Origin of the sequence: Snodgrassella sp. ESL0304, from assembly GCF_013344995.1 — a bacterium.
GTDB lineage: Bacteria > Pseudomonadota > Gammaproteobacteria > Burkholderiales > Neisseriaceae > Snodgrassella > Snodgrassella alvi.
In genome coordinates this window covers 216,526-239,597 of record NZ_JAAEDR010000014.1, presented here as the reverse complement: position 1 = coordinate 239,597, position 23,072 = coordinate 216,526, and the positions used below count along the sequence as shown (strand labels likewise).

Annotated in this window: 26 protein-coding genes; 13 read left to right on the top strand and 13 right to left on the bottom strand. The window is 42.9% G+C overall.

Features of this window, described 5'->3' with window-relative positions:
• Positions 1-8 precede the first annotated feature (8 nt).
• From argA to aroQ, 6 genes are all read right to left on the bottom strand, one after another.
• Positions 9-1,346, bottom strand: coding sequence for an amino-acid N-acetyltransferase (argA, locus tag GYX91_RS07810; RefSeq protein ID WP_025331187.1), 1,338 nt, complete (start codon positions 1,344-1,346; stop codon positions 9-11).
• On the bottom strand, positions 1,343-2,143 hold the full coding sequence (locus tag GYX91_RS07805; RefSeq protein ID WP_084547888.1) for a hypothetical protein: 801 nt from the start codon (positions 2,141-2,143) through the stop codon (positions 1,343-1,345). The genes argA and GYX91_RS07805 overlap by 4 nt, the downstream gene beginning before the upstream one ends.
• Before the next feature lie 121 nt (positions 2,144-2,264).
• On the bottom strand, positions 2,265-3,161 hold the full coding sequence (gene prmA / locus GYX91_RS07800; RefSeq protein ID WP_084547908.1) for a 50S ribosomal protein L11 methyltransferase: 897 nt from the start codon (positions 3,159-3,161) through the stop codon (positions 2,265-2,267).
• 91 nt (positions 3,162-3,252) lie between these two features.
• Entirely contained in the window at positions 3,253-4,611 is a 1,359-nt protein-coding gene (gene accC, locus GYX91_RS07795; RefSeq protein ID WP_025331184.1) for an acetyl-CoA carboxylase biotin carboxylase subunit, read from the bottom strand.
• Positions 4,612-4,656: 45 nt separating this feature from the next.
• On the bottom strand, positions 4,657-5,118 hold the full coding sequence (accB, locus tag GYX91_RS07790) for an acetyl-CoA carboxylase biotin carboxyl carrier protein (protein WP_025331183.1): 462 nt from the start codon (positions 5,116-5,118) through the stop codon (positions 4,657-4,659).
• Positions 5,119-5,159: 41 nt separating this feature from the next.
• A complete protein-coding gene (gene aroQ / locus GYX91_RS07785; protein WP_025331182.1) occupies positions 5,160-5,618 on the bottom strand; it encodes a type II 3-dehydroquinate dehydratase in 459 nt (152 codons plus the stop codon).
• A gap of 253 nt (positions 5,619-5,871) precedes the next feature.
• Between aroQ and queA the strand changes: the two genes are divergently transcribed.
• The 6 genes from queA (at position 5,872) to pntB (ending at position 12,232) form a co-directional block, all read left to right on the top strand.
• Complete coding sequence (gene queA, locus GYX91_RS07780; protein WP_174830519.1) at positions 5,872-6,912, top strand: tRNA preQ1(34) S-adenosylmethionine ribosyltransferase-isomerase QueA; 1,041 nt, start codon at positions 5,872-5,874, stop codon at positions 6,910-6,912.
• Positions 6,913-6,929: 17 nt separating this feature from the next.
• The gene (gloA, locus tag GYX91_RS07775) at positions 6,930-7,316 is read left to right on the top strand and encodes a lactoylglutathione lyase (RefSeq protein WP_084565485.1); all 387 of its coding nucleotides are present in this window, start codon (positions 6,930-6,932) and stop codon (positions 7,314-7,316) included.
• A 239-nt stretch (positions 7,317-7,555) separates the two neighbouring features.
• On the top strand, positions 7,556-7,873 hold the full coding sequence (sugE, locus tag GYX91_RS07770) for a quaternary ammonium compound efflux SMR transporter SugE (protein ID WP_025331179.1): 318 nt from the start codon (positions 7,556-7,558) through the stop codon (positions 7,871-7,873).
• Between the two features lie 142 nt (positions 7,874-8,015).
• Complete coding sequence (locus tag GYX91_RS07765; RefSeq protein ID WP_084586120.1) at positions 8,016-8,957, top strand: siderophore ABC transporter substrate-binding protein; 942 nt, start codon at positions 8,016-8,018, stop codon at positions 8,955-8,957.
• 347 nt (positions 8,958-9,304) lie between these two features.
• Positions 9,305-10,840 carry a Re/Si-specific NAD(P)(+) transhydrogenase subunit alpha gene (locus GYX91_RS07760; protein WP_174830517.1) on the top strand — a complete coding sequence of 512 codons (1,536 nt, stop codon included), beginning with the start codon at positions 9,305-9,307 and terminating at the stop codon, positions 10,838-10,840.
• Between the two features lie 12 nt (positions 10,841-10,852).
• A complete protein-coding gene (pntB, locus tag GYX91_RS07755; protein ID WP_174830515.1) occupies positions 10,853-12,232 on the top strand; it encodes a Re/Si-specific NAD(P)(+) transhydrogenase subunit beta in 1,380 nt (459 codons plus the stop codon).
• A gap of 213 nt (positions 12,233-12,445) precedes the next feature.
• Here the strand turns inward: pntB and mog are convergent, their stop codons facing one another.
• Positions 12,446-13,021: a molybdopterin adenylyltransferase gene (mog, locus tag GYX91_RS07750; RefSeq protein WP_025331175.1), complete on the bottom strand. Its 576-nt coding sequence runs from the start codon at positions 13,019-13,021 to the stop codon at positions 12,446-12,448.
• A 71-nt stretch (positions 13,022-13,092) separates the two neighbouring features.
• Here mog and moaC point away from each other — a divergent pair, with 71 nt between their 5' ends.
• Positions 13,093-13,578 (top strand): cyclic pyranopterin monophosphate synthase MoaC, encoded by a 486-nt coding sequence (gene moaC, locus GYX91_RS07745; protein WP_174830514.1) that lies wholly within the window; start codon positions 13,093-13,095, stop codon positions 13,576-13,578.
• A gap of 1,271 nt (positions 13,579-14,849) precedes the next feature.
• Positions 14,850-15,611: a S24 family peptidase gene (locus GYX91_RS07740; protein ID WP_174830512.1), complete on the top strand. Its 762-nt coding sequence runs from the start codon at positions 14,850-14,852 to the stop codon at positions 15,609-15,611.
• A gap of 223 nt (positions 15,612-15,834) precedes the next feature.
• Here GYX91_RS07740 and GYX91_RS07735 read toward each other — a convergent pair whose 3' ends face one another.
• Positions 15,835-16,107, bottom strand: coding sequence for a DksA/TraR family C4-type zinc finger protein (locus tag GYX91_RS07735; protein ID WP_174830511.1), 273 nt, complete (start codon positions 16,105-16,107; stop codon positions 15,835-15,837).
• A 448-nt stretch (positions 16,108-16,555) separates the two neighbouring features.
• On the opposite strand from GYX91_RS07735, the gene GYX91_RS07730 reads away from it, so the two are divergent.
• Positions 16,556-16,885, top strand: coding sequence for a four-helix bundle copper-binding protein (locus tag GYX91_RS07730; RefSeq protein WP_025331171.1), 330 nt, complete (start codon positions 16,556-16,558; stop codon positions 16,883-16,885).
• Between the two features lie 180 nt (positions 16,886-17,065).
• Here GYX91_RS07730 and dapB read toward each other — a convergent pair whose 3' ends face one another.
• Together dapB and GYX91_RS07720 are read right to left on the bottom strand one after the other, a co-directional pair.
• A complete protein-coding gene (gene dapB, locus GYX91_RS07725) occupies positions 17,066-17,878 on the bottom strand; it encodes a 4-hydroxy-tetrahydrodipicolinate reductase (RefSeq protein WP_174830509.1) in 813 nt (270 codons plus the stop codon).
• A gap of 3 nt (positions 17,879-17,881) precedes the next feature.
• On the bottom strand, positions 17,882-18,241 hold the full coding sequence (locus GYX91_RS07720) for an outer membrane protein assembly factor BamE (protein ID WP_025331169.1): 360 nt from the start codon (positions 18,239-18,241) through the stop codon (positions 17,882-17,884).
• 129 nt (positions 18,242-18,370) lie between these two features.
• Here GYX91_RS07720 and fur point away from each other — a divergent pair, with 129 nt between their 5' ends.
• From fur to dapD, 3 genes are read left to right on the top strand one after another with little or no spacing between them, the layout of a single operon-like run.
• The gene (gene fur, locus GYX91_RS07715; RefSeq protein ID WP_025331168.1) at positions 18,371-18,805 is read left to right on the top strand and encodes a ferric iron uptake transcriptional regulator; all 435 of its coding nucleotides are present in this window, start codon (positions 18,371-18,373) and stop codon (positions 18,803-18,805) included.
• A gap of 29 nt (positions 18,806-18,834) precedes the next feature.
• Entirely contained in the window at positions 18,835-19,608 is a 774-nt protein-coding gene (gene aat, locus GYX91_RS07710; RefSeq protein ID WP_174830507.1) for a leucyl/phenylalanyl-tRNA--protein transferase, read from the top strand.
• Positions 19,609-19,631: 23 nt separating this feature from the next.
• Entirely contained in the window at positions 19,632-20,450 is an 819-nt protein-coding gene (dapD, locus tag GYX91_RS07705) for a 2,3,4,5-tetrahydropyridine-2,6-dicarboxylate N-succinyltransferase (protein ID WP_084547880.1), read from the top strand.
• A gap of 73 nt (positions 20,451-20,523) precedes the next feature.
• Here dapD and GYX91_RS07700 read toward each other — a convergent pair whose 3' ends face one another.
• The 3 genes from GYX91_RS07700 to GYX91_RS07690 all read right to left on the bottom strand — a co-directional run bounded on the left by GYX91_RS07700 (position 20,524) and on the right by GYX91_RS07690 (position 21,625).
• Positions 20,524-20,811 (bottom strand): hypothetical protein, encoded by a 288-nt coding sequence (locus GYX91_RS07700; RefSeq protein WP_174830505.1) that lies wholly within the window; start codon positions 20,809-20,811, stop codon positions 20,524-20,526.
• A complete protein-coding gene (locus tag GYX91_RS07695) occupies positions 20,808-21,224 on the bottom strand; it encodes a phage holin family protein (RefSeq protein ID WP_174830502.1) in 417 nt (138 codons plus the stop codon). Before GYX91_RS07695 ends, GYX91_RS07700 begins: the two co-directional genes overlap by 4 nt.
• A gap of 86 nt (positions 21,225-21,310) precedes the next feature.
• A complete protein-coding gene (locus GYX91_RS07690) occupies positions 21,311-21,625 on the bottom strand; it encodes a YqjD family protein (protein WP_025331163.1) in 315 nt (104 codons plus the stop codon).
• A gap of 222 nt (positions 21,626-21,847) precedes the next feature.
• Between GYX91_RS07690 and GYX91_RS07685 the strand changes: the two genes are divergently transcribed.
• The gene (locus tag GYX91_RS07685; protein ID WP_174830587.1) at positions 21,848-22,711 is read left to right on the top strand and encodes a phosphoribosylaminoimidazolesuccinocarboxamide synthase; all 864 of its coding nucleotides are present in this window, start codon (positions 21,848-21,850) and stop codon (positions 22,709-22,711) included.
• Positions 22,712-23,072: the final 361 nt, after the last annotated feature.

Sequence of the window (23,072 nt, the reverse complement as noted above, 5' to 3'; positions counted from 1 at the left end):
GAGTTGGTTTAAAGCTGGCGGCAAAATATTTTCGACTGGCGTTTGTTACTGGTGTACTGTTGCTGCCGCTCTAATGGTAACTGTTCCAGATGAGCACTGATAAATCCGCGTTCGACAAACCAGTCACCAGTATGTGTGCTCAGAGCAAACAGTTCTTTTAGCTGTAATTGCTGTGCCTGTTTAATAACATGAGTCAGCAGCAGTTCTCCGTAGCCGCGGGCGCGGGCATTCGGTGAAACAATCAGACATGCCAGCTCACCGGCATTTGCTTCAGGATAAACATGTAAAGCAACACAGCCATAAACATAACAATCCTGCTCAAGCACAGAAAATTCATGAATATGGTTTTCCATGTATTCACTGTCACGCGGTAATAAAATACCGGCTGCTTCCAGTGGCGCAATCAGTTGCAGGATATCACCGATATCTTTATTGGCAGCCGGCCGGATACGCATAAAGGGCGCTTTAGCCATGGCTGTGCCGCTGCCTTCACGGGTAAATAATTCCTGTAACAGGCTGCCATCCTGAAGACCGGACAGAACATGCACCCGTTGAACGCCGTGTTCAAGTACATGGGCTGCTGTCTGTAACAGCTCTGTCTGGCGTCTGCTTCCGGTGTTTTGTGCCAGCAGACTGGCAATTTCAACACAGTTCAGTTCACTGATGGTTTGTTGCTGTTCATCCAGTAAACCCTGCTGTGTGCCCAGAAAGATGAGTTTTTCTGCGCTGATGGCTTCTGCCACAGCCTGTGCAACTTCATTTACCTGCAAACGATATGACTGACCGCTAAGCGAATGACCGATCGGGCTGATTAATACCAGCTGATTGTGAGCCAGACGCTCTTCGATAGCGGCCGAATCTACTTTGCGAACACAGCCGCTGTAGCCCATATCTGTTCCGTTAATTACGCCCAGAGGCTTGGCGCGCAGGAAATTCCCGGCAGCAATACGTAGGTTCGGAGTGCTGTGCTCCATAACCTGTGTAGGTATCATAGATAGTGCTGCTTCCAGATTGAAGCGTGCAATTCCGCTGGCCTGTTTGACTAACTCCAGAGCAGCATTATCAGTAACCGGATTTTCATCTATGCTGATTGCAGTATCACTGCCAGCTATGGCCTGAATATACTGGCTGCACCCGTGAATAAGAACCAGCCTCATACCGAGGCTGGTTAATAAAAGTATATCGGCGGCCAGTGCTGCGAGTTTGTCGCTTACCAAAACATGGCTACTGATTGCTAAAACAAGCGTTTTACCATTCAGATGGTGGATATAAGGTGAGGCCTGACGAAAATCGTGAACAAACTGGTTACTTTTAAAAATTTCTTGATTACCTGCATGAATGTTCATTTTACTGCCATTAAATAAAATAACTGCATCATCAGTACAGTTAACGCAACAATGGTTGCCAGAGTCCAGTTAAATTCTTTGGACAGTTTATCCTGCTGATGATGTAAAAATTCGGTTTTGGCATGGATGGCATCGGTTTTTTCGATTGCATCATTAAGCAGTAATGGTACATCTGCCTGATTTGGATTGTCATTAGGCAGTAAGGTAAAAACAAGATTATTCAGGTTATTCACATTACTGTTCATGGAGATGCTGGTGGTGTTTTCTTCAGGCACATGGACTGGTGTATTGACTATTGGCGGAGCTTCTTTTACCGGCTCTGCTACAGGTGGCGGGTTGCGCAGTAATTCACTGCTGGCTAGCTGCGGCTGCGGCGCAGACGAGTGTTCCGGTTCCGGTTCAATTACCGTTGGCACGCGGATTTCAACTTTATTGGCTACTTGATTTAATAAAGTATTCAGATTCGGTCTTTTATCAATAACCGCAGTATTTTTTGGTGTTGGTGCACTGGTAAATATCTGACTCTGGGCATTTCTGCTGTTGGTCTGATTTAAATTCAGAGCATTTTGCAGTAAATCCATTACTTCACTGGCACTGGGTACCTGTTGTCCGGAAGCAGCCGTATTATTTTTGCTTCCGGCCGGCGGGGTGACATTTTTATTCGTACGGATTTTGGATACAACTGTAAATCTGTGCCGGCATTGTTCACACACAACACGTCCTCCGTCACGTGGCGGTGTTGCTACGATATTTTCTGCATGGCATTTAGGACAAATAACAGTAATTGTTTTAGACATGATTTTTCAGCAAACCAAATAGTTAAAAAGGAGGCAATTAAGTACTGTCAGAAGCGGATAGCCGTGTTATCGCATTAGCATGTCATGCCGGTATTTTCAGATAAATAGCAAAACCGGGCAATTATGCTCTTTTACGGCCACTAATACATACCCACCCGTCCAGTGTTTTAGGTGAGTTCAAATCAAACCACTGACGATATATTCCACTGAGCTCTTCTGTCTGTTCTGCCAGAATACCTGACAGGACAATTTCACCACCGGTACGGGTACGTTCTGCCAGCATTTGAGCCAGCATGCGTAACGGATTAGCCAGAATATTTGCAACAACGATGTCAAATTTCTGACCGGCTGGCAAATTATCCGGAAGATAAAATTCAGCACTGACCTGATTTTGTGCAGCATTATCCTGACTGGCACGGATTGCCTGCGGATCAATGTCTACACCACAGGCACGACCGACACCCAGTTTCAGTGCGGCAATCGTCAGAATACCTGAACCACAGCCATAATCCAGCAGAGTTTCACCACTGCGCACATGCTTATCCAGCCATTGCAGGCACAGCCGGGTAGTGGGGTGACTCCCGGTACCGAAAGCCAGCCCCGGATCCAGTTGCAGATTGATGACCCCCGGTTGAGTTGGCTGGTTATGCCATGATGGCGTAATCCATAAGCGCGAAGAAATCTGAATCGGGTCAAACTGAGACTGGGTCAGGCGTACCCAGTCCTGCTCAGGAATGGTTTCAAGATAGTACTGTGGTTTGGCAATCGCACATTCCTGTGCCGCTGTAGAGACAACGGAATCAATATCAGTATTTTCATCAAACAGTGCCACAATGTTACTTTGCTGCCACACCTGTTCAGTGGGCATATCAGGTTCGCCGAAAATCGGCTGTTCATTATCATTGCCGGCATTGGCATCTTCAATAGCTGTACTTAATGCGCCGTTTTCAATTAGTGCATCGGAGAGCTTATCCACCTGATCTTGTGTAACTGTAATAACAACTTGTTGGTAGTGCATGGCTTTTTTACCGTAACTGGATGTTTTATAAAACTTCAGGCAGCCACCGCGGCTGCCTGCAAACAAAAGCGCAATGTATGCTTATTGTAAATTATTTTTGTGATTCTTTGTGTTTTTGTAACCATTGTTCAAGATAATGAATACTTTCACCACCATGAATGAAACCCGGATCAGCAAAAATATCACGGTGCAGGTTGGTATTGGTTTTAATACCGGTGATGGCCAGCTCCTGCAGGGCAACACGCATTTTGGCAATAGCTTCATTACGATCACGCCCGTGGGTACACACCTTACCAATCATGCTATCGTAATAAGGAGGCACGGTATAGCCCTGATAAATATGGCTGTCAATGCGCACACCGTTACCACCTGGCTGGTGGCAGCTGGTAATCAGACCGGGGCTGGGAACAAAAGTATACGGGTCTTCGGCATTAATCCGGCATTCAAAAGCATGTCCTTGTAAACGGATATCCGCCTGAGTGTAGGATAAGGGCAGACCGGAAGCTACACGGATTTGCTCCTGCACAATATCCACACCGGTAATCAGCTCGGTAATAGCATGCTCAACCTGTACACGGGTATTCATTTCAATGAAGAAGAACTCACCATCTTCATACAGAAATTCAAATGTACCCGCACCACGGTAGCCGATGCGCTGACATGCGGCTACACACGCGCTACCAATACGTTCGCGTTCTTCCGCGGTGATAAATGGTGCCGGTGCTTCTTCAATGACTTTCTGATGGCGGCGCTGCATAGAGCAGTCACGTTCACCCAGATAAATGGCATTGCCATGTTCATCACACAGTACCTGAATTTCAATATGGCGCGGTTTCTGCAGATAGCGCTCCATATATACGGCAGGATTACCAAAAGCAGCCCCGGCTTCAGTACGGGTCATTTCTACTGCGGCCAGTAAATCCTCAGCCTTTTCAACTACGCGCATACCGCGACCGCCGCCACCGCCTGATGCTTTAATAATGACAGGATAGCCTACCGCAGCACCGATTTTTTCAATTTCCTGCGGATCTTCCGGTAATGCGCCATCTGAACCGGGTACACAGGGGACACCGGCTGCCTGCATCGCCTTTTTCGCAGAAACTTTGTCACCCATCTGACGTATGGTTTCCGGACGCGGACCAATAAAAACGAAACCGGACTGCTCAACCTGTTCTGCAAAACCATCATTTTCTGCCAGAAATCCATAACCGGGGTGAATCGCATCAGCATCGGTAACTTCAGCAGCGGAAATTAGAGCAGGGATATTCAGGTAACTTTGGGCGGAACTGGCCGGACCAATACAAACAGATTCATCAGCCAGCTTAACGTGCAGAGCATCACTGTCGGCTTCTGAATGCACAGCCACGGTTGCAATACCCATTTCATGGCAGGCGCGCAGAATGCGCAGCGCAATTTCGCCACGATTGGCAATAAGAACTTTTTTTAACATGAGGCAGTACCTTGTAAAAAAGGGGAGTTATGACTGATATTAAGATTACTCAATAATAAACAGCGGTTCACCAAACTCCACAGGCTGCCCGTTGGATACGAGAATTTCCTTGACCACGCCACTGTGATCAGCTTCAATTTCATTCATCAGTTTCATGGCTTCGATGATACACAGAGTATCGCCGGCATTAACGGTTTGCCCCACTTCAACAAACGGTGCAGAAGTCGGACTTGCTGCCCGGTAAAAAGTTCCGACCATCGGTGACTTCATCGCTTTGCTCAGATCAGGACCGGCTGCCGGTACGGCTGCTGCCGGAGCAGCTTCTGCCGGAACTGCTGCTGGTGCAGCCATAACAGCCGGCTGTTGTTGTACTGGTGCAGAATATACTGGCTGAGCAGCAGTAGTGCGGGTAATGCGTACCTTTTCCTCACCTTCGGTCACTTCGATTTCAGCAATGCCTGACTCTTCTACCAGATCAATGAGTTTTTTAAGTTTACGTAAATCCATATTATGAACCCTTGTGTGATTGGACCTGATCGCAATAGGTATTAGTGTTGGCGATCTGTCTCTTGAATGTATTCAATTGCGCGGTGTAACGCTGCCTCGTAACCATATACGCCCAGACCACAGATTACCCCCATGGCAATATCGGACAGATAGGAATGGCGCCGGAACGCTTCGCGTGCATGTACATTTGAAATGTGTATCTCAATAAATGGTTTGCCGGCAGCTGCAAAAGCATCACGAATGGCTACGCTGGTATGAGTAAATGCACCCGGATTAATAATAATAAACCGGGTATCATCAGTTAATGCAGCCTGAATGCGTTCTGTCAGAACATGTTCGGCATTGCTTTGCAGTGTTTCCAGCGTTAGGCCGGCTGCCTGTGCCTGTACAAGCAGTTTCTGATTAATGTCTGCCAGTGTGGTATGACCATATATATGCGGCTCCCGTAACCCTAAAAGATTCAGATTGGGGCCGTTTAAAACCAGAATTGAGGCACTCATATATTGATTGTTTATCGCAAAATTGCGCCATTTTTGCCGAAAATGCGCGCAAATGTCCAGTATTTTCGTAAAAATTTCACTATATAAACTACAACTGTTTTCCCTATAACAGTCTGGCAGCCTTATTTTGCGTGCTTAATAAACTGATAAGCCGGATATTTAAACTGTGGCTGATAAGGGTAATATGCTACTGCTTCGCAGTCTGTGCAAGCCGGCTTATAATACGTCTTTTGCCTTTTTCGGGCACATATACATGCATATTAATGATTTTGATTTTGATTTGCCACCGGAACTGATTGCTCAGCACCCTCCGGCTGTGCGCGGCAGTAGCCGTCTGCTGGTGGCTTTGCCCGGGCAGCCTCCGACAGACAGTGAATTTATCCGGCTGGCAGATTATGTGGCAGCCGGTGATGTTCTGGTATTTAACAATACCCGTGTAATGAAAGCCCGCCTTTTTGGCCGTAAAGCCAGTGGCGGTCAGATTGAAGCATTGATTGAACGAGTGCTGGATAATCATACTGCTCTGGCGCATGTGCGTTCATCTAAATCGCCCAAACCGGGTACAGAACTGATTTTCGAAGGCGGATTGCATGCACAGATGCAGGCACGACAAGGTGAGTTATTTGTACTGCATTTTTCCGGCGACAAAACTGTATGGGAGCTACTGGAAGCTCACGGCCATTTGCCATTGCCACCATACATTACCCGTTCGGCTGATCATGACGATGATGAGCGCTATCAGACGATTTATGCTAAATATGAAGGAGCAGTAGCTGCCCCTACTGCCGGTTTGCACTTTACCGATACTATTTTGCAACAATTGCGAAATAAAGGCGTACACCTGACCGAAGTAACTTTACATGTGGGTGCAGGCACCTTTCAGCCGGTGCGGGTAGAAAATATTGCTGAACATCATATGCATAGTGAATGGTATGACGTGAGTGAGGAAGTTGTTGCAGAGATTGAAGCGGCACAGGCGCGAGGAAATAAAATCTGGGCGGTAGGCACAACAGCAGTTCGCGCACTGGAGTCTGCGGCACGCAGCGGAAAATTACAGGCAGGCCAGGGCGATACCAATATTTTTATTACGCCGGGCTATGAGTTTAAGGTAATTGACCGCATGATTACCAATTTTCACCTGCCTAAATCAACTTTACTCATGCTGGTAAGCGCATTTAGTGGTTATGATGAAATTCGTGCCATTTACCAGCATGCCATTGGTGCCGGATACCGCTTTTTCAGTTATGGCGATGCCATGCTGCTGGGTAATCTGGCAAAAACAAAAACAGAATAAGATATAAGGAACATAACATGAGAATGTTGCATACTATGCTGCGAGTAGGTGATCTGGATAAATCACTGGCGTTTTATCAGGATGTGCTCGGTATGAAACTGCTGCGGCGGGAAGATTTTCCCGGCGGACGTTTTACTCTGGCTTTTGTCGGCTATGGTGAAGAATCTGACAGTACCGTACTGGAATTAACCTATAACTGGGATACGCATGCTTATGATCCAGGTACAGGGTACGGACATATTGCTATTGAGGTAGATGATGCTTATGCTGCCTGTGATGCTGTGCGCGCTAAAGGCTGTCGTGTAACCCGTGAGGCCGGACCCATGCAGCATGGCACTACTGTCATCGCATTTGTGGAAGATCCTGATGGCTATAAAATTGAATTCATTCAGAAGAAGAAATAAGTTCGCAGCATTATATTGATTATAACTGTGGCAGACTGAACTGCGATCAGTATCAATATCCTGACAGATGGTCTATAGCCATCTGTTTTTGTTCCAATGGAGTTTTGATTGCTTGACGCTGATTCAGACTGCCTATTATGATGCCATTATTCACATGCTTATTTATGCATCCGTTCGGGACGACCCGGCCGGTAGATTCTCACGCAGGACGGCCTGCATCAGCCTTAACAGGAATCATTATGGCCTGGGTGTCATTATTGCTGGCCGGCATACTTGAAATAGTCTGGGCAATTGGTCTTAAGTATTCACAAAATTTTACTAAATTCACCCCGAGTATCATTACATTGGCTGCTCTGGTTGGCAGCTTTCTTCTGCTGGCACAGTCCATGCGTTCATTGCCGGTAGGTACAGCTTATGCAGTCTGGACTGGTATTGGCGCTGTTGGAGCAACCATTGTCGGTATCATTGCTTTTAAAGAACCGGCTGGTGCCATGCGTCTGATTAGCCTGACACTGATTATTGCCGGTATTATTGGTCTGAAACTGGGCGCACACTAAATTCATGCTGTCCGGCAAGTTATAACATCCGCTTATTAAATTTATATTAAGCCGGATTGTATTGCAAAGCTGGACATTTATATTAAATAATGATAATAATTATCATTATTTAATAATTTAAAATTCAAGGGGTAATTCAGTTATGAAAAAAATAATAACGCTGGCTGTTGCATCGGCTCTGATGATGGGGTTAAGTGCTTGTCAAAGCACTGCACCGTCAATTAACCTTACTCAGGCTGGCGAAGAAATTAAGATACCGGTACAACCGCAAAAAATTGTTGTGATGGATTTCGGTGCTTTAGATACGCTGGATGCACTGGGTGCCGGCAATCGTGTTATTGCTGCTCCGGTAAGTAATATTCCGGCTTATCTGCAACAATATCATAATGCACAGGTACAGGATTCAGGCAAAATGAAGGAGCCGGATATTGCCGGTATTAAAGCTGCCAGTCCGGATCTGATAATCATGAGCGGAAGGCAAAATAATTTCTATAAAGATTTGAGTGCCATTGCACCTACACTCAATTACTCAATTAATTCCGGTGAAAATTATTATTCTGCGGTCAAGAATCAGATCAGAATGCTGGGGAAAATTGCCGGTAAAGAAGTACTGGCGCAGGAGCAGTTGAATGCACTGGATTTAAAAATGGATGCAGCCCGTCAGCTCGCACAGCAATCCGGTAAAAAAGCCATCGTGGTATTACATAATGATGGAAATGTGATGCTGATGAATCAGGGTAGCTATGCTGCGCTGATCTTCGATGAATTACATGTAAAACGAGCTGTAAATGCCAATGATCTGCCTGTACCGGATAAAGCTGAAAATGGCCGGCCGGCACGTATAATGGTTGATAATCAGTTTATTGCTCAATATCATCCGGATATTATTTACGTTGTTGACCGCAGTAAAGCAATAGGCAATACACCGATGCGCAGCGATTATTTTGATAATAAAGTTATGCAGAATGCAGGTACACAAATCGTTAATCTTAGTGCTGACTTGTGGTATTTATCCGGCAACGGGCTGGAAAGTCTGAACCGTCAGATTGATGAAGTTATCCGGCCGCTGAACAGCATGAATTAAATTTTGTTCCTGTCAACATTACAGCCAGCCGTTATTACTAATGGCTGGCTTTTTTGTTGAAAACAGATAATAGCCTATCCTGATAATAGACATTATTGATAAAGACATATTATATGTAAATGTAATTGTTAAATTTTTTAAATCAGACACAAATAATGACCTGAATAAAGGTTTTATTGCTGTGTTTTCGATAATATAGTGGTTGTAAACAACAGAAAATATTATCTTCTGATAGTTATGAGTTAGGCAGGCAGTCTATACTGATTAACTCTGACCAAATATATCAGAGCAGATAAATATTTACAGTTACAACTATTTTACGGCACCTTCCTCGGAAAGGAATAAGAATGAAGATAGGTATTCCACGCGAATCTCTTGCCGGTGAAACCAGAGTAGCGGCTACGCCGAAAACCGTTACCCAGCTAATTAAATTGGGGCATGAAGTTGTTATTGAGCATGATGCCGGTAAGGCAGCCAGCTTGTCTGACGGTTTGTATCAGGAAGCAGGCGCAACAGTGGCTGATGCAGGCACTGTCTGGCAGTGTCCGCTAATATTTAAGGTAAATGTACCGAATAAAGAAGAAATTGCCGCCATGCAGTCCGGCACGATACTGGTCAGCTTCATCATGCCGGCGCAGCAGTCAGAGCTGGTACAGCAGTTACAGGCGAAAAAAATTACCGTGCTGGCAATGGACATGGTACCGCGGATTTCACGTGCACAGGCAATGGATGCATTGTCGTCAATGGCTAATATCAGTGGCTATCGGGCGGTAATTGAAGCTGCTGAAAACTTTGGCCGTTTCTTTACCGGCCAGATTACTGCTGCCGGTAAAGTTCCTCCGGCAGAAGTGCTGGTGATAGGTGCAGGGGTGGCTGGTCTGGCCGCTATTGGTACAGCCCGTCAGCTTGGTGCCGTGGTTAATGCATTCGATACCCGCCCTGAAGTTGCTGACCAGATTGAATCCATGGGTGGTAACTTTCTGCAACTGGACTATCAGGAAGAAGAAAGCAGTAGTGGCGACGGCTATGCTAAAACCATGAGTGCTGCTTATATTGAAGCAGAAATGAAACTGTTTGCCGAACAAGCCAGACAAGTTGACATTATCATTACAACTGCTGCGATTCCGGGAAAACCTGCTCCCAAACTGATTACCCGGGAGATGGTAGACAGCATGCGTGAAGGTTCAGTAATCGTGGATCTGGCTGCTGCTACCGGCGGTAACTGCGAATATACCGAACCCGGTAAAATTATTACTACCGCCAATGGGGTGAAAATAATTGGTTATACCGATATGGCTAACCGTCTGGCCGGCCAGTCTTCACAGCTTTATGGCACAAATCTGGTTAATCTGGCACGCCTGCTTACACCGAATAAGGATGGTGAACTGGCATTAAATTTCGAAGATGTGATTATCCGTAACATGACTGTTACTCATGAAGGCAACAGCATGTATCCGCCACCACCGATTCAGGTATCCGCCGCGCCAAAAGCAGAACCGAAAGTTGCAGCTCCGGCTCCTGTTGCGACAGCACAGCCGACATCAGCAAACAAAAAAATCATCTGGGCAGCAATTGCAGTCATACTGATGTTGTGGATAGGTGCGGTTGCTCCGGTGGCTTTTCTGAATCACTTCATGGTATTTGTACTTGCCTGTGTAGTGGGTTACTTTGTGGTATGGAACGTGAACCACGCCCTGCATACCCCGTTAATGTCAGTAACTAATGCCATATCGGGCATTATTGTAGTAGGTGCATTGCTGCAAATCGGGCAGGGACATGGTTTTGTATCGCTGCTGGCCTTTATTGCAGTAGCGATAGTCAGCGTTAATATCTTCGGTGGCTTTGCTGTTACCCGCCGTATGCTCAATATGTTTCGTAAATAAGGGGGAAACGGTATGTCTCAAGGTATCGTAACTGCTGCATACATCGTTGCTGCGGTATTGTTTATTCTGAGTCTGGCCGGACTCTCACAGCAGGAAAGTGCCAGACGTGGCTGTTATATGGGCATAGCAGGTATGGCTATTGCGCTGATTGCTACTGTTTTCAGTGAAAATGCGCACGGTCTGGGCTGGGTGATTATTGCCATGGTTATTGGTGGTGCAGTGGGTCTGCAACAGGCTAAGAAAGTGGAAATGACCCAGATGCCGGAGCTGATTGCTATGCTGCACAGCTTTGTCGGATTAGCTGCCGTACTGGTGGGTTTCAACAGCTATATCGACCCTCATGATGTAGACTCAGACATGTTCACCATCCATCTGGTTGAAGTATTTCTGGGGGTATTTATTGGTGCAGTAACCTTTAGTGGTTCATTAGTAGCATGGGGAAAACTGAATGGTAAGATTGCCAGCAGCCCCTTGCAACTGCCACACCGGCACCTGCTCAATCTGGGCGCACTGGTATTGTCATTTTTACTGATGCTATGGTTCGTAGGTGTTGGCGGTTCCGGTTTTGCTCTGATTGTCATGACTCTGATTGCCCTGGTATTCGGTTATCATCTGGTCGCTTCGATTGGCGGAGCTGATATGCCGGTAGTCATTTCCATGCTGAATTCTTATTCAGGCTGGGCTGCCGCCGCTGCCGGTTTTATGCTTGATAACGATTTACTGATTGTTACCGGTGCATTAGTCGGTTCGTCCGGTGCGATTTTGTCATATATCATGTGTCAGGCAATGAATCGCAAATTTCTGTCTGTAATTGGCGGTGGTTTCGGCGTAGCGCCGGTAGCCGCAAACAGTGACAATATACCAGCCGGCGAAGTTCAGGAAATCAAACCGGAGCAGGTAGCAGATACACTGAAAAATGCACATAGCGTCATTATTACGCCGGGATACGGTATGGCGGTGGCTCATGCACAAAATGCAGTGGCCAGTATTACTGCCAAACTGCGCCAGCAAGGTATTAATGTCCGCTTCGGGATTCATCCAGTAGCCGGACGTCTGCCCGGACATATGAATGTATTACTGGCTGAAGCAAAAGTACCTTATGATATTGTACTGGAAATGGACGAAATCAATGATGATTTCAGCGATACTGATGTAGTACTGGTGATTGGTGCCAATGATACAGTCAATCCGGCAGCAGTAACTGACCCGAATAGTCCTATTACCGGTATGCCGGTATTGCATGTCTGGGAAGCTAAAAACGTGATTGTATTTAAACGTTCCATGCAATCTGGTTATGCAGGTGTAGATAATCCACTGTTTTATGAAGAAAATGTCAGAATGTGTTTTGGTGATGCCAAAGCTACGCTGGATGAAGTGGATAAAAATATTTAACAGTGAAAAAACAGTCTGGTCATTTACCAGACTGTTTTTTATTAAAGCTCGATCAATACAAATCTTAAGAAATTCAAAATAAATCTGGATATTATCCTATCTGCTAAAAATTACAGAATGTTATTTATTGAATAAAGAATCACACCTTCCCATTTTCCGCCAATCAAATCCATTGCCAAATTAATTGGTCTGTGAACATCAGGCATTATTCAATCAGCGCTTGGGTAATACTACCGGACAAAAATCGGAATCTGTACGGATAAGCGGACCGCCAACGGCATCTACTGCAATAGGTATTGAAGCAAAAATACCCGGTATCAGGGTTTTTCCCTGTTCATCTTTTACGCCCCCCAGCGTTTCTGCAATTGCAGATGGTTTGCCGGGTAAATTCAGAATAAGACTATTGCCACGCAGTACCCCTACCTGACGCGATAAAATAGCTGTAGGAGTGAAATGCAGACTAATTTGCCGCATTAATTCACCAAAGCCCGGAATTACCCGGTCGGCTACTGCCAGCGTTGCTTCCGGAGTTACATCGCGTAAATAAGGGCCGGTGCCGCCGGTAGTCAGAATCAGAGGGCAGGCATCTTCATCGGCAAGCTGAGTCAGAATACTTTCAATAAGTGGCTGTTCATCCGGAATCAGGTGCTCAACAAATTCCAGAGGATTCAATACCGCACGCTGTAACCATTTTTTCAGTTCAGGCAAACCCTGATCCGTGTAGACGCCAGTAGAGGCCCGGTCACTGATAGAAACCAGACCAATTTTTAATAAAGACAATGTATCCATTTTCAGAGCTCATCCAGCATTACAAAGACAATTATTGTAATATAGACCCTTTAGCCTGTCAGTGAAGCAAGATGAATTCAGACGAGTTAACACATTTCAATAACCGTGGCGAAGCTCATATGGTAGATGTGGGAGCCAAACCGCATAGTAAGCGCATTGCCATTGCAACTGGTATTATCAGTGTCAATGAAACTGCGTTTAATAAAATACGCAATGGTGACAGTAAAAAAGGGGATGTGCTCGGTATTGCACGAATTGCCGCAATACAGGCATCTAAACAAACCAGTAATTTAATACCTTTATGCCATCCGATAGCACTTACCCGGGTTAATGTTGATTTCAGTCTTGATAATGAAAAACGCAGTATTACTATTTGTGTACAAACAGAAAATACGGGGCAGACCGGAGTTGAAATGGAAGCATTAACTGCTGCCAGTGTCGGACTGCTTACTATTTATGATATGCTCAAAGCAGTAGATCGCAGTATGATTATCAGTAATATCTGTCTGCAACACAAAGAGGGTGGACAGTCCGGTACCTGGCATCGCCTGCCCTGATACTGCTAAATAAATGTAAACGAATAGTCACTGAAAAATAAATAGTTGCCTGAGCAATTTAGTCTCAGAAATATTCTGTCAGTGACTTTAAATAAGCAAAGTTACTATTAACAAAATAGCTGTGATGATAAACTATACTCAGATCGTCTATGACATTAAAGATAAATTGTCTTAGATCCTATTCAGCTACAGATGGATTGCATCAGTATTATCATTAAATCCAGCAAAGCCAATCTGTAAGTCACCTAAATTAATTCTCTGCTATTTGAAAGCTTCACCTGTCTTTTCGTATCTAATTTAATCATTATTAAATACAAAACGTGTTGATTAAACAGAACCCTGAATAAAAAATTTCCTCTTATCTGAATCTTCAAATTTATACTGATAATGAGTTAATCGTTTGATTTCACTATTATTTATCTATGCATTTGTAGGTTGTAACTTGATTTATAGTTACACATTAAAAAATTAATATAAAAAATGAAGTGTTAACTTTATATATATTTTTTAGTTATAATAAAAAAATTTAATAGTATAATTAAAATCAATGAAAAATAAATGAATTTGCTGTTTTTGTTTACAAATTAATTTTCCAAAAAAATTTTGAAAGTTTTATTTGTATATAAAAAAATTTTAGTATTGGAAATATATAACTAGAAATATAAATATAAATTTACTAATTGAAATTTATTTAAAAATTAATAAAAAATTAAGTTTTAAAGGGTTTTTATAAAGGTTTATTTTAAGAGTATTTATTTTGAAATAATAGTAAAATACTATATGTTTAACAAAAAATTCACATATAATGACTTGAAAAATATTGCTTTAGGTTAAACAATTGTTTCAGAAAATGTGATATTTTATTTTATTTGATCAATTTTTTTATACAAAAAAAGTACAAAGACACGAAGTCACCCATTTTCTGGCATTTCCTTGCTCATGACAAAATGGTATTATTCATTCAGTGCCAAGCAAGCAAAGTGAATGTTTAGCCAATGTACGTTATTTAATATTAAATGCAATACTGTAAGTTAATAGTATAGCATTAACGTTAAAAATTTAACGTTAAATTTAATTATATTAAAGTAATTAGTTAATGCTCCTAATATATTTACATACTAAATTATATAGTAAAAGTTATATTTTGCAAGTTTTAATTTAAAGAATGTACCAAAATGTTGCTTTTTTATAATTTTAAAATTGTAAATTATTGTTTGCAAATATATTTTAAATTTGACCTTACATATTTTTTATTTGAAGGTAATTCCCATATGGAAAATTTTAACGTCGGCTTTGCCTCTAGAATGCAGGAAGTAGTAGATATTCTGAAAAGTGTTTCTGAATTAGCAAGAAGAGTAGGGGTTGCTTATCCGACTGCATCTAAATGGGTAAAAGATGGTGCGGAACCAGGTGCCGAAAATTTAATTAAAATAGCTGATGCTGCACAGGTAAGTCTATTATGGTTAGCAAAAGGTCAAGGACCTAAATTTGAAAAGGACAGAGAAAATAATCATAAAGATTGCTATGCAACGCTGTCCAATCCTTTATCTGTGAATACCGGTGCTCACCTCAGTGAAAGCAGTTGTGATTATGCCGGCCGCTCAAATGAAATATATGCCGGAGATTATGCATTTATTCCAGAGTATTCTTTGCAGAATTCATATGAAGTCAATGCCAGTGAGAGTAATGTTTTATGCACATTTGCATTTAATCGTATCTGGCTGAAAAATATCCTGAATGTAGATCCGCAAAAACTGAGTACCTTTATTATCAAAGATGACAGTATGGCCGGAATACTTAATCACGGAGATCATGTACTGATTAATCATGATAAAAAAGAAGGTGGTGATGGTCTGTATGTATTGCGTATAGGAAATAATATACAGGTTAAGCGTACACAGCTGAAACCGAATAATCAATTACTGGTTACTTCTGCTAATAAAGAATACGAAGCATTTGCTATTGATCTGAATAATCCTGAGGAAAATTTTGAAATCATTGGTAAAGTAGAATGGTACTGCAGAAAAATCTGAATGGTACTGATAATTCCGGCATTGAAATGCGGTGCTATTGTCTGACTCAATTTATATGGCGGTATTAATACAGAAACAGATCATCACCGGCAAAAAACTCTGTAAGAGGATTAAAACAGACAAACTGCTTTATTTTTACTTTTAATATCCAGTGCTATTTATTTTGTTCAATCAAATATACAAAATTGGCAAATGTATTTTCATTGTGTTATTTATACTGAATTTAGCGTAACTGGCTGTCTTTGCTGCCACGCCGGTTATATAAACTGAATGTTTTCTGCATTTCCTTATCCCGTTCGGCCTGACAGTGAACACAAAAACGAACGCCCTGAATAGCCTGACGACGCCCGATAGGAATTGCTTCGCCACATTCTTCACAAAATTCTGCGCTTTCATCTGCGGTATGTATTTGCTGGCGAACATGATTGATGGCATCTTCTATTGTGCTTTCAATCTGCTGATTTACCGCATCATCTGATGCCCAGCCGCTGGCCATAATAAACTCCTTCAAAATAATAGATTATTAATATGGAGTTATATTGTCTTATTTCAATATATTACTGATTAATATAGATATTTATTGATAATGTAAAGAGGGGACGAATCTGGATTACTGGATTTTTATGATCAAACATAAAGTTAATTATTGAAACGGTTTTAATATTTTACTTTGAAAGTAATCAATCTGCTTTATGAATGGCTAATCAGAAAATAAAAATTTATATTCTGAAATTATTTTTCTATTATATTTGCTTACTTACGTGAATAAACAATTTTCACCTGTTAATTGGCATATGAAATACAGATTCGGATAAAAATTAAATTAATCTATCTAAATCATAATTTTATTTACCTGTAAGTGGATTGCAACATGCGCTATGGTTTTATAGACTGATTTTGATTTCTCTTGTTATATCAAAATATTGCTGAATAGGATATCAACCATGGATGCCCAGAAATTTAAAGAATGTATAGAAGCCTGTAACCGCTGTATTGCTTTATGCCAATATTGTTCTACTGCCTGTCTGCAGGAAGATGATGTCAAAATGATGGCTAAGTGTATTCATCTAGATATGCAATGTGCGGCTATGTGCACACTTGCTGTTAATTTTATGTGCATGAACAGTGCTTTTATCGTACAGGTGTGTCAGCTGTGTGCTGAAGTTTGCCGTGCCTGTGCTCAGGAATGTGGTCGTTTTAAAATGGATCACTGTCAGCGCTGCGCTGAAGCTTGTAATGCCTGCGCGGATAAATGTATGGCTATGGCTGCATAAATAATGAAGTATGTATTGCAAAATTTTTTAAGCCATTGTTTCTGACAATGGCTTTTTTATGGTTGTTATGTTATTGAAAATATAATTAATTTTATGCCGTTTTTCGCTCTAAAATGTCTAAAATAAACAGGGTTAGCCAGATAAATAGCTAACCCTGTTTACTGTGTTTGTCAGATAACTTTATTTCAGACCAAGTACATCCTGCATATCAAACAAACCATGTGGGTGCTGACGCAGCCACACTGCCGCCCGGACAGCACCGTTAGCGAAAGTAGCACGGCTGGAAGCTTTATGGCTGATTTCTACGCGTTCACCATCAGTAGCAAACAGTGCTGTATGTTCGCCGACAATGTCACCGGCACGGATAGTTGAAAAGCCGATTGTCTGCGGGTCACGCGCTCCGGTATGTCCCTCGCGCCCGTAAATGGCACAAGTTTTTAAATCACGACCTAGTGCATCGGCAATTACTTCTCCCATGCGCAGAGCAGTACCGGAAGGAGCATCAACTTTATGGCGATGATGTGCTTCGATAATTTCAATATCGTAGCCTTCATTTAATACTCGGGCAGCAGTATTAAGCAGAGCAAAGGTCAGGTTGACACCTACACTAAAATTAGGGGCAAATACAATGCCAATTTTTTCAGCGGCTGAGGCAATGCGTTGTTTGCCTGTTTCATCGAAACCGGTCGTGCCGATAACATCATTGACACCAAGCCGTTCACAGATAGCCAGATTATTCAGTGTGGATTCCGGTTTGCTGAAATCTATCAATACATCGGTATTGTCCAGTACTTTTTCCGGGTCGTGACAAATACTAACACCCAGCTCCAGACCGATGGCAAACCCGGCATCTAGACCGATAGCAGGGGAAGCGTCGTGTTCCAGTGCGCCGCTCAGAACACAATCCTGGCGCTGACTGATGCTTTGAATAAGAGCTCTGCCCATACGCCCGTTGGCACCGGCTACAGCAATTCTTAAACGTGATGTAGACATGTTTTACTCCGTTACAGGTACAGGCTGAGCAGTTAAAGCATCACCTTCGGCATGTATCAGTTTTCCGTTGGCATCAAAGTAAAGAGTCAGCTTCTTCTCTTCCTGAATTTCATTGGCACGGGTTATAACAAACAGATAATCCCAGCGGTTGGCATGAAACGGATCACGGAGTAAAGGAGTGCCAAGCAGCATTTGTACTTGTTCACGACTCATACCGGGCTGTAAAGAGTTCACAACATTCTGGTCCAGCTCGTTACCCTGAATAATTTTCAGTTTGTACGACGGAATTTGTGTCAGTTTTGCTGTGGAGCATGCGCTCAGGCCTAGAACGGCCACTGCCAGCAGGCAGTATATTTTTTTCATACTGATACCTCTGATCCGGGACGAAACAGTTAGCAATGGCGATGGCGACATTGTATGACACCCAGTGGGCAATTGCCTTAAAAGTGCGTATTATAGCGAGTATTATTACTTAGTGGTGAAATAAGCATCATGAATAGCAATGTAGCTCAATTAAAAGATAACGGTTTAAAGGTTACTGGCCCCAGACTGAAGATTCTGGAGCTATTTGAAGCCCAGCCTGAACTGCATATGAGTGCAGAAGATGTATACCGGCGCCTGCTTGATGAAGGCGTGGAAATCGGTGTGGCCACCATTTATCGTGTGCTTACCCAGTTTGAACAGGCCAATATTCTGTTACGCCATCATTTTGAAACCGGTAAAGCTGTATATGAATTAAATCGCGGCGGTCATCATGATCATCTTGTATGTATTAAATGCGGAAAGGTAACTGAATTTTGCAGTGAAGAAATTGAAAAGCTGCAAAAGAAGATTGCTGATGATAACGGCTACCGTATTGTTGACCATGCCTTATATATGTATGGTGTATGCACTGAGTGCCAGCAGTTTGACAATAAATATCTCTGAAACTGAAATAAAGGGCAGGATATTCAAGTATGAATCAGCCTGAATACCGCTTACGTGTTCCGGTTCTGAGCAGGAATAATCTGGATTTTCCGGATATTGAAACTGCACAGCAACAACGTGACGGATTGGTGGCTGTTGGCGGCGATTTATCTCCTGCCCGAATACTGGCTGCATACCGGCAGGGTATTTTCCCTTGGTATTCACCTGATGAGCCTATTATGTGGTGGTCTTTTGCGCAGCGGATGGTACTATTTCCGGCAGAGCTGAAAGTCAGTCGTTCTCTGGCGAAAAATCTGCGCAATAAGCCTTATGCCGTGACCATGAACTATGCTTTCCGGCAAGTGATTGCCAACTGCGCCCAAACTCCGCGCCCCGGGCAGAACGGTACATGGCTGAGCGCAGAAATGCAGCAGGCTTACTACTCGTTACATCAGCAGCAGTATGCTTGTTCATTTGAATGCTGGTATCGGGATAAAGATGGCAATACGATTCTGGCTGGAGGCTTATACGGCGTGCTGATTGGGCAGATATTCTATGGTGAATCCATGTTTGCTCATGCTTCGGATGCTTCCAAAATAGCTTTTGTGCATGCCGTGCATTATTTGCAGCAACAAGGCGTACCGCTGATAGATTGTCAGGTTTACACTGACTACTTAGCCAGCTTCGGTGCCCGTAAAATTCCTTATGCTGAATTTGCAGCTTGTCTGCATGAGTTTAATCCGCGTTCACTGGCACAGCCAGACTCTTTCAAATCACAGATACTGGCAGATAATGGTGTTATACCCTTGATAATCCGGAACTGAATTATTGATTATAGGAATATTGTATGTCTTTACAACAAGTAATTGAAACTGCTTTTGAAAACCGCGCGGAAATTACTCCGGCTTCTGTAACTGCCGAAGTAAAGGAAGCTGTAGCTGAAACTTTACAGCAACTGGACAGCGGACATCTGCGTGTGGCTGAAAAACAGGGTAATCAGTGGCTGGTAAATGAATGGGCCAAAAAAGCAGTATTGCTGTCTTTCCGGATTAGTGACAATGTACTGGCAGATGATGCAGTCAATCGCTATTTTGATAAAGTACCTACTAAATTTGCCAACTGGACTGGCGCAGATTTTCAGCAGGCAGGCTTCCGTGCAGTTCCGGGTGCAGTAGTACGTGCCGGCAGTCATATTGGTAAAAATGTAGTACTGATGCCTTCATTTGTTAATATTGGTGCATTTGTTGATGAAGGTACGATGGTTGATACTTGGGCAACGGTAGGTTCCTGTGCTCAGATTGGTAAACATGTTCACCTGAGTGGCGGGGTAGGCATAGGTGGTGTACTGGAACCTTTACAGGCAGCACCAACAATTATTGAAGATAACTGTTTTATCGGTGCCCGTTCTGAAATTGTTGAAGGGGTAATTGTCGAAGAGGGCAGTGTAATTTCGATGGGTGTATTTATTGGTCAGTCTACTAAAATTTATGACCGTGAAAGCGGTGAAATCAGTTATGGCCGGGTACCAGCCGGTTCTGTGGTGGTTTCAGGCAGCCTTCCGGCAAAAGATGGCAGCCATAGCCTGTACTGTGCAGTGATTGTCAAAAAGGTAGATGCCAAAACCCGTGCTAAAACCAGTGTTAATGATTTACTGCGTGGAATTTAAGTTTATTCAGGTTTTATAAATAAAAGCCTCTTATTTTCTGGTAAGAGGCTTTATCTTTATTATCTGTTGTATTTTAACGTATATTGCGGCTAATTTTATTGGCTATCAGGGTAGCCGCGGTTAATACTGCACCCACCAGCAGCTTATTGCGCCAGCGTTTGGGTTTGTTCGCCAGCTTAAGTGCCAAACCTCCTGCCGGAATTTTATCCACAATATTCAGCGAGCGCTGCCATAAACGTGATTTATGGGTATTATCGCCATTCCTGAGCTGCTCTGCGAGTAATTTTAATCTCGTACCTTGTGCCTGTATGTCCAGCAATTCGCGTTGTTGTGCGATATTCAGCTTATCAGATTTATTCATGGTCGTCTGTGTTCTCCATTGGCTTCATGCTTGCCGGTGTGTCTGAGATAGCTGAGATCTTCACTCATTGCATCCAGTGTTTTTGTCATAAACTGGCTTTGCTTGCGTAACAATTTAATAATCAATATAGTCAGAAGCAGAATCAAAAGTAAAAACAGAATGGCAAGACCAAAAAATACCCATACTTTAGCCCGAGGGGAAAGTACAGTATTCAGACCGAATAATAAACTGATAAATCCCAGAAAAAACATAACTCCGGCAAGTACAACAAGTACCATCAGTACAATAATACTTTGCAGCTGGGCAATCGCATCCAGGCGCAGCATACGTAAGCGAATCCACAATAACTCAGTGCCGTAAGTCAGCCAGATTTTCAGCTGACGCAGGTCACGACCAAGATTGCCTATACTCATGGTATATTATCCGTTAAAAAGTAAATTATATTCAGGCAACCGAGCGTCAGACCAGATTGCCTGAATGAACTTATGCCGTAAGTTGTTTAGTGTCTGCAACGTCCCAGCAATACACCGGCAAGAAAGCCGACTGCGGCAGCAACACCCATAGCATAGTATGGTTGTTCATGTACCAGCTCATCAGTGCGTTCAGCTGTAGCACGGGCTTTTTCTGCCAGTGTACTTTCGATATCGCACAGTTTGGATTTGGTATTGCTTAGTTTTTTACGAAACTGATCTTTCAATGCTTTGGCCTGATCAGACCCGTTGTCGCCGGCGTTTTCATATAAATCTTCAACTTCATCCAGTACAGAACGTACTTCTTTCATTAAATCTTTTTTTTGTGAATCAAAATCAGCCATGGCAATTCTCCTTCCAATTGGCGTGGAATTTATCTACGATTTAACATCAGCAACCGACTTAACCCTTGCAGTACGGCAAACAGACTGTCTGTTGTATTGCAATATCGGTTAAAATAATCATTGGCTGCTAACATTTGTTGCACAATGATTACCTTAGCACAAGGTTATTGATTTGCACAGGTATATTATATTGGCGATTAACTGCTTGAATAGAGGTAGATGATGACTGAGCTGGCGCTGGAAAAAATATATTCGGGTAAAGTACGCGATTTGTATGCAATTGACGAGAAACGCATGTTGATGGTAGCTACAGACCGCTTATCGGCTTTTGATGTAATTTTACCTGAACCTATAACAGGAAAAGGCGAAATTCTTACCCAGATATCAAATTTCTGGTTTAAAAAACTGCAACATATTATGCCTAACCATTTTACTGGTGAAACAGTTTATGATGTGCTGCCACGCCAGCAGGCTGACAAAATTGCCAAACGGGCAGTTGTGGTAAAAAAATTAAGCCCGTTAAAAATAGAAGCTATTGTTCGCGGTTATCTTTCTGGCAGTGGCTGGCGTGATTACCAGCAAACCGGAGCTGTTTGCGGAATTAAATTGCCAGCGGGATTACGGGAAGCTGAACAATTACCTGAGGTAATTTTTACTCCTTCGAGTAAAGCCGCTGTAGGCGACCATGATGAAAATATCAGTTTGTCACAATGTGCTTCTCTGCTGGGAGAAGAACTGACAGAGCAGGTAAGTGCTAAGGCGATTAAGCTATATTCAGAAGCCGCGGATTATGCTCGCAGTAAAGGCATCATTATTGCCGATACCAAATTTGAATTCGGTTTGGATGAGAATGGTGTTTTAACGCTTATGGATGAAGTGCTTACCCCGGATTCCAGCCGTTTTTGGTCTGTAGACAGCTATCAGGTTGGTAGCAATCCGCCTTCATTCGATAAACAGTTTATCCGTGACTGGCTGGTAGAGTCCGGTTGGAATAAACAACCACCGGCACCACATATACCGGCAGACATAATTGCCAAAACACTGGCTAAATATGAAGAAGCCCTGCATCAGATTGCCGGAGCATAAAATATTATGAATGGCAGGCAAGCGGTCCTGCCAGTATCATCCTATGTATATCAGCTCATACTCTTTCAGGAATATTGAGTAGAGGGGATGGTTTGCCTGCTTTTATTGCTGATTTAGAGCATCATTATCGGATTTTGCTTTGCTTGTGATTTTGCTGATAACAGCACTAATCAGTCCATTGACCTTATTCTGTATCTGTACTTGTTTAATCTTACTACATAGATAGTTATTAAATTACTCTTTGGATATTACAAATCTCATGATAGATAGTTTGTGATTCAGCAATACAAATGGAAACACCGGATTTATAGATTACAGTATCAGAAAATTGATTCAATAACCGTTTAGCAGCTAACAAGAC

Coding starts and splice junctions, on each gene's coding strand:
- GYX91_RS07685 (WP_174830587.1), top strand. CDS start 21,848: ATGACTGAGCTGGCGCTGGAAAAAATATATTCGGGTAAAGTACGCGAT.
- GYX91_RS07700 (WP_174830505.1), bottom strand. CDS start 20,811: ATGAATAAATCTGATAAGCTGAATATCGCACAACAACGCGAATTGCTG.
- GYX91_RS07695 (WP_174830502.1), bottom strand. CDS start 21,224: ATGAGTATAGGCAATCTTGGTCGTGACCTGCGTCAGCTGAAAATCTGG.
- GYX91_RS07760 (WP_174830517.1), top strand. CDS start 9,305: ATGAAGATAGGTATTCCACGCGAATCTCTTGCCGGTGAAACCAGAGTA.
- argA (WP_025331187.1), bottom strand. CDS start 1,346: ATGAACATTCATGCAGGTAATCAAGAAATTTTTAAAAGTAACCAGTTT.
- mog (WP_025331175.1), bottom strand. CDS start 13,021: ATGGATACATTGTCTTTATTAAAAATTGGTCTGGTTTCTATCAGTGAC.
- aat (WP_174830507.1), top strand. CDS start 18,835: ATGAATCAGCCTGAATACCGCTTACGTGTTCCGGTTCTGAGCAGGAAT.
- GYX91_RS07740 (WP_174830512.1), top strand. CDS start 14,850: ATGGAAAATTTTAACGTCGGCTTTGCCTCTAGAATGCAGGAAGTAGTA.
- GYX91_RS07765 (WP_084586120.1), top strand. CDS start 8,016: ATGAAAAAAATAATAACGCTGGCTGTTGCATCGGCTCTGATGATGGGG.
- accB (WP_025331183.1), bottom strand. CDS start 5,118: ATGGATTTACGTAAACTTAAAAAACTCATTGATCTGGTAGAAGAGTCA.
- sugE (WP_025331179.1), top strand. CDS start 7,556: ATGGCCTGGGTGTCATTATTGCTGGCCGGCATACTTGAAATAGTCTGG.
- GYX91_RS07690 (WP_025331163.1), bottom strand. CDS start 21,625: ATGGCTGATTTTGATTCACAAAAAAAAGATTTAATGAAAGAAGTACGT.
- GYX91_RS07805 (WP_084547888.1), bottom strand. CDS start 2,143: ATGTCTAAAACAATTACTGTTATTTGTCCTAAATGCCATGCAGAAAAT.
- moaC (WP_174830514.1), top strand. CDS start 13,093: ATGAATTCAGACGAGTTAACACATTTCAATAACCGTGGCGAAGCTCAT.
- dapD (WP_084547880.1), top strand. CDS start 19,632: ATGTCTTTACAACAAGTAATTGAAACTGCTTTTGAAAACCGCGCGGAA.
- GYX91_RS07720 (WP_025331169.1), bottom strand. CDS start 18,241: ATGAAAAAAATATACTGCCTGCTGGCAGTGGCCGTTCTAGGCCTGAGC.
- gloA (WP_084565485.1), top strand. CDS start 6,930: ATGAGAATGTTGCATACTATGCTGCGAGTAGGTGATCTGGATAAATCA.
- queA (WP_174830519.1), top strand. CDS start 5,872: ATGCATATTAATGATTTTGATTTTGATTTGCCACCGGAACTGATTGCT.
- GYX91_RS07735 (WP_174830511.1), bottom strand. CDS start 16,107: ATGGCCAGCGGCTGGGCATCAGATGATGCGGTAAATCAGCAGATTGAA.
- aroQ (WP_025331182.1), bottom strand. CDS start 5,618: ATGAGTGCCTCAATTCTGGTTTTAAACGGCCCCAATCTGAATCTTTTA.
- accC (WP_025331184.1), bottom strand. CDS start 4,611: ATGTTAAAAAAAGTTCTTATTGCCAATCGTGGCGAAATTGCGCTGCGC.
- pntB (WP_174830515.1), top strand. CDS start 10,853: ATGTCTCAAGGTATCGTAACTGCTGCATACATCGTTGCTGCGGTATTG.
- dapB (WP_174830509.1), bottom strand. CDS start 17,878: ATGTCTACATCACGTTTAAGAATTGCTGTAGCCGGTGCCAACGGGCGT.
- fur (WP_025331168.1), top strand. CDS start 18,371: ATGAATAGCAATGTAGCTCAATTAAAAGATAACGGTTTAAAGGTTACT.
- GYX91_RS07730 (WP_025331171.1), top strand. CDS start 16,556: ATGGATGCCCAGAAATTTAAAGAATGTATAGAAGCCTGTAACCGCTGT.
- prmA (WP_084547908.1), bottom strand. CDS start 3,161: ATGCACTACCAACAAGTTGTTATTACAGTTACACAAGATCAGGTGGAT.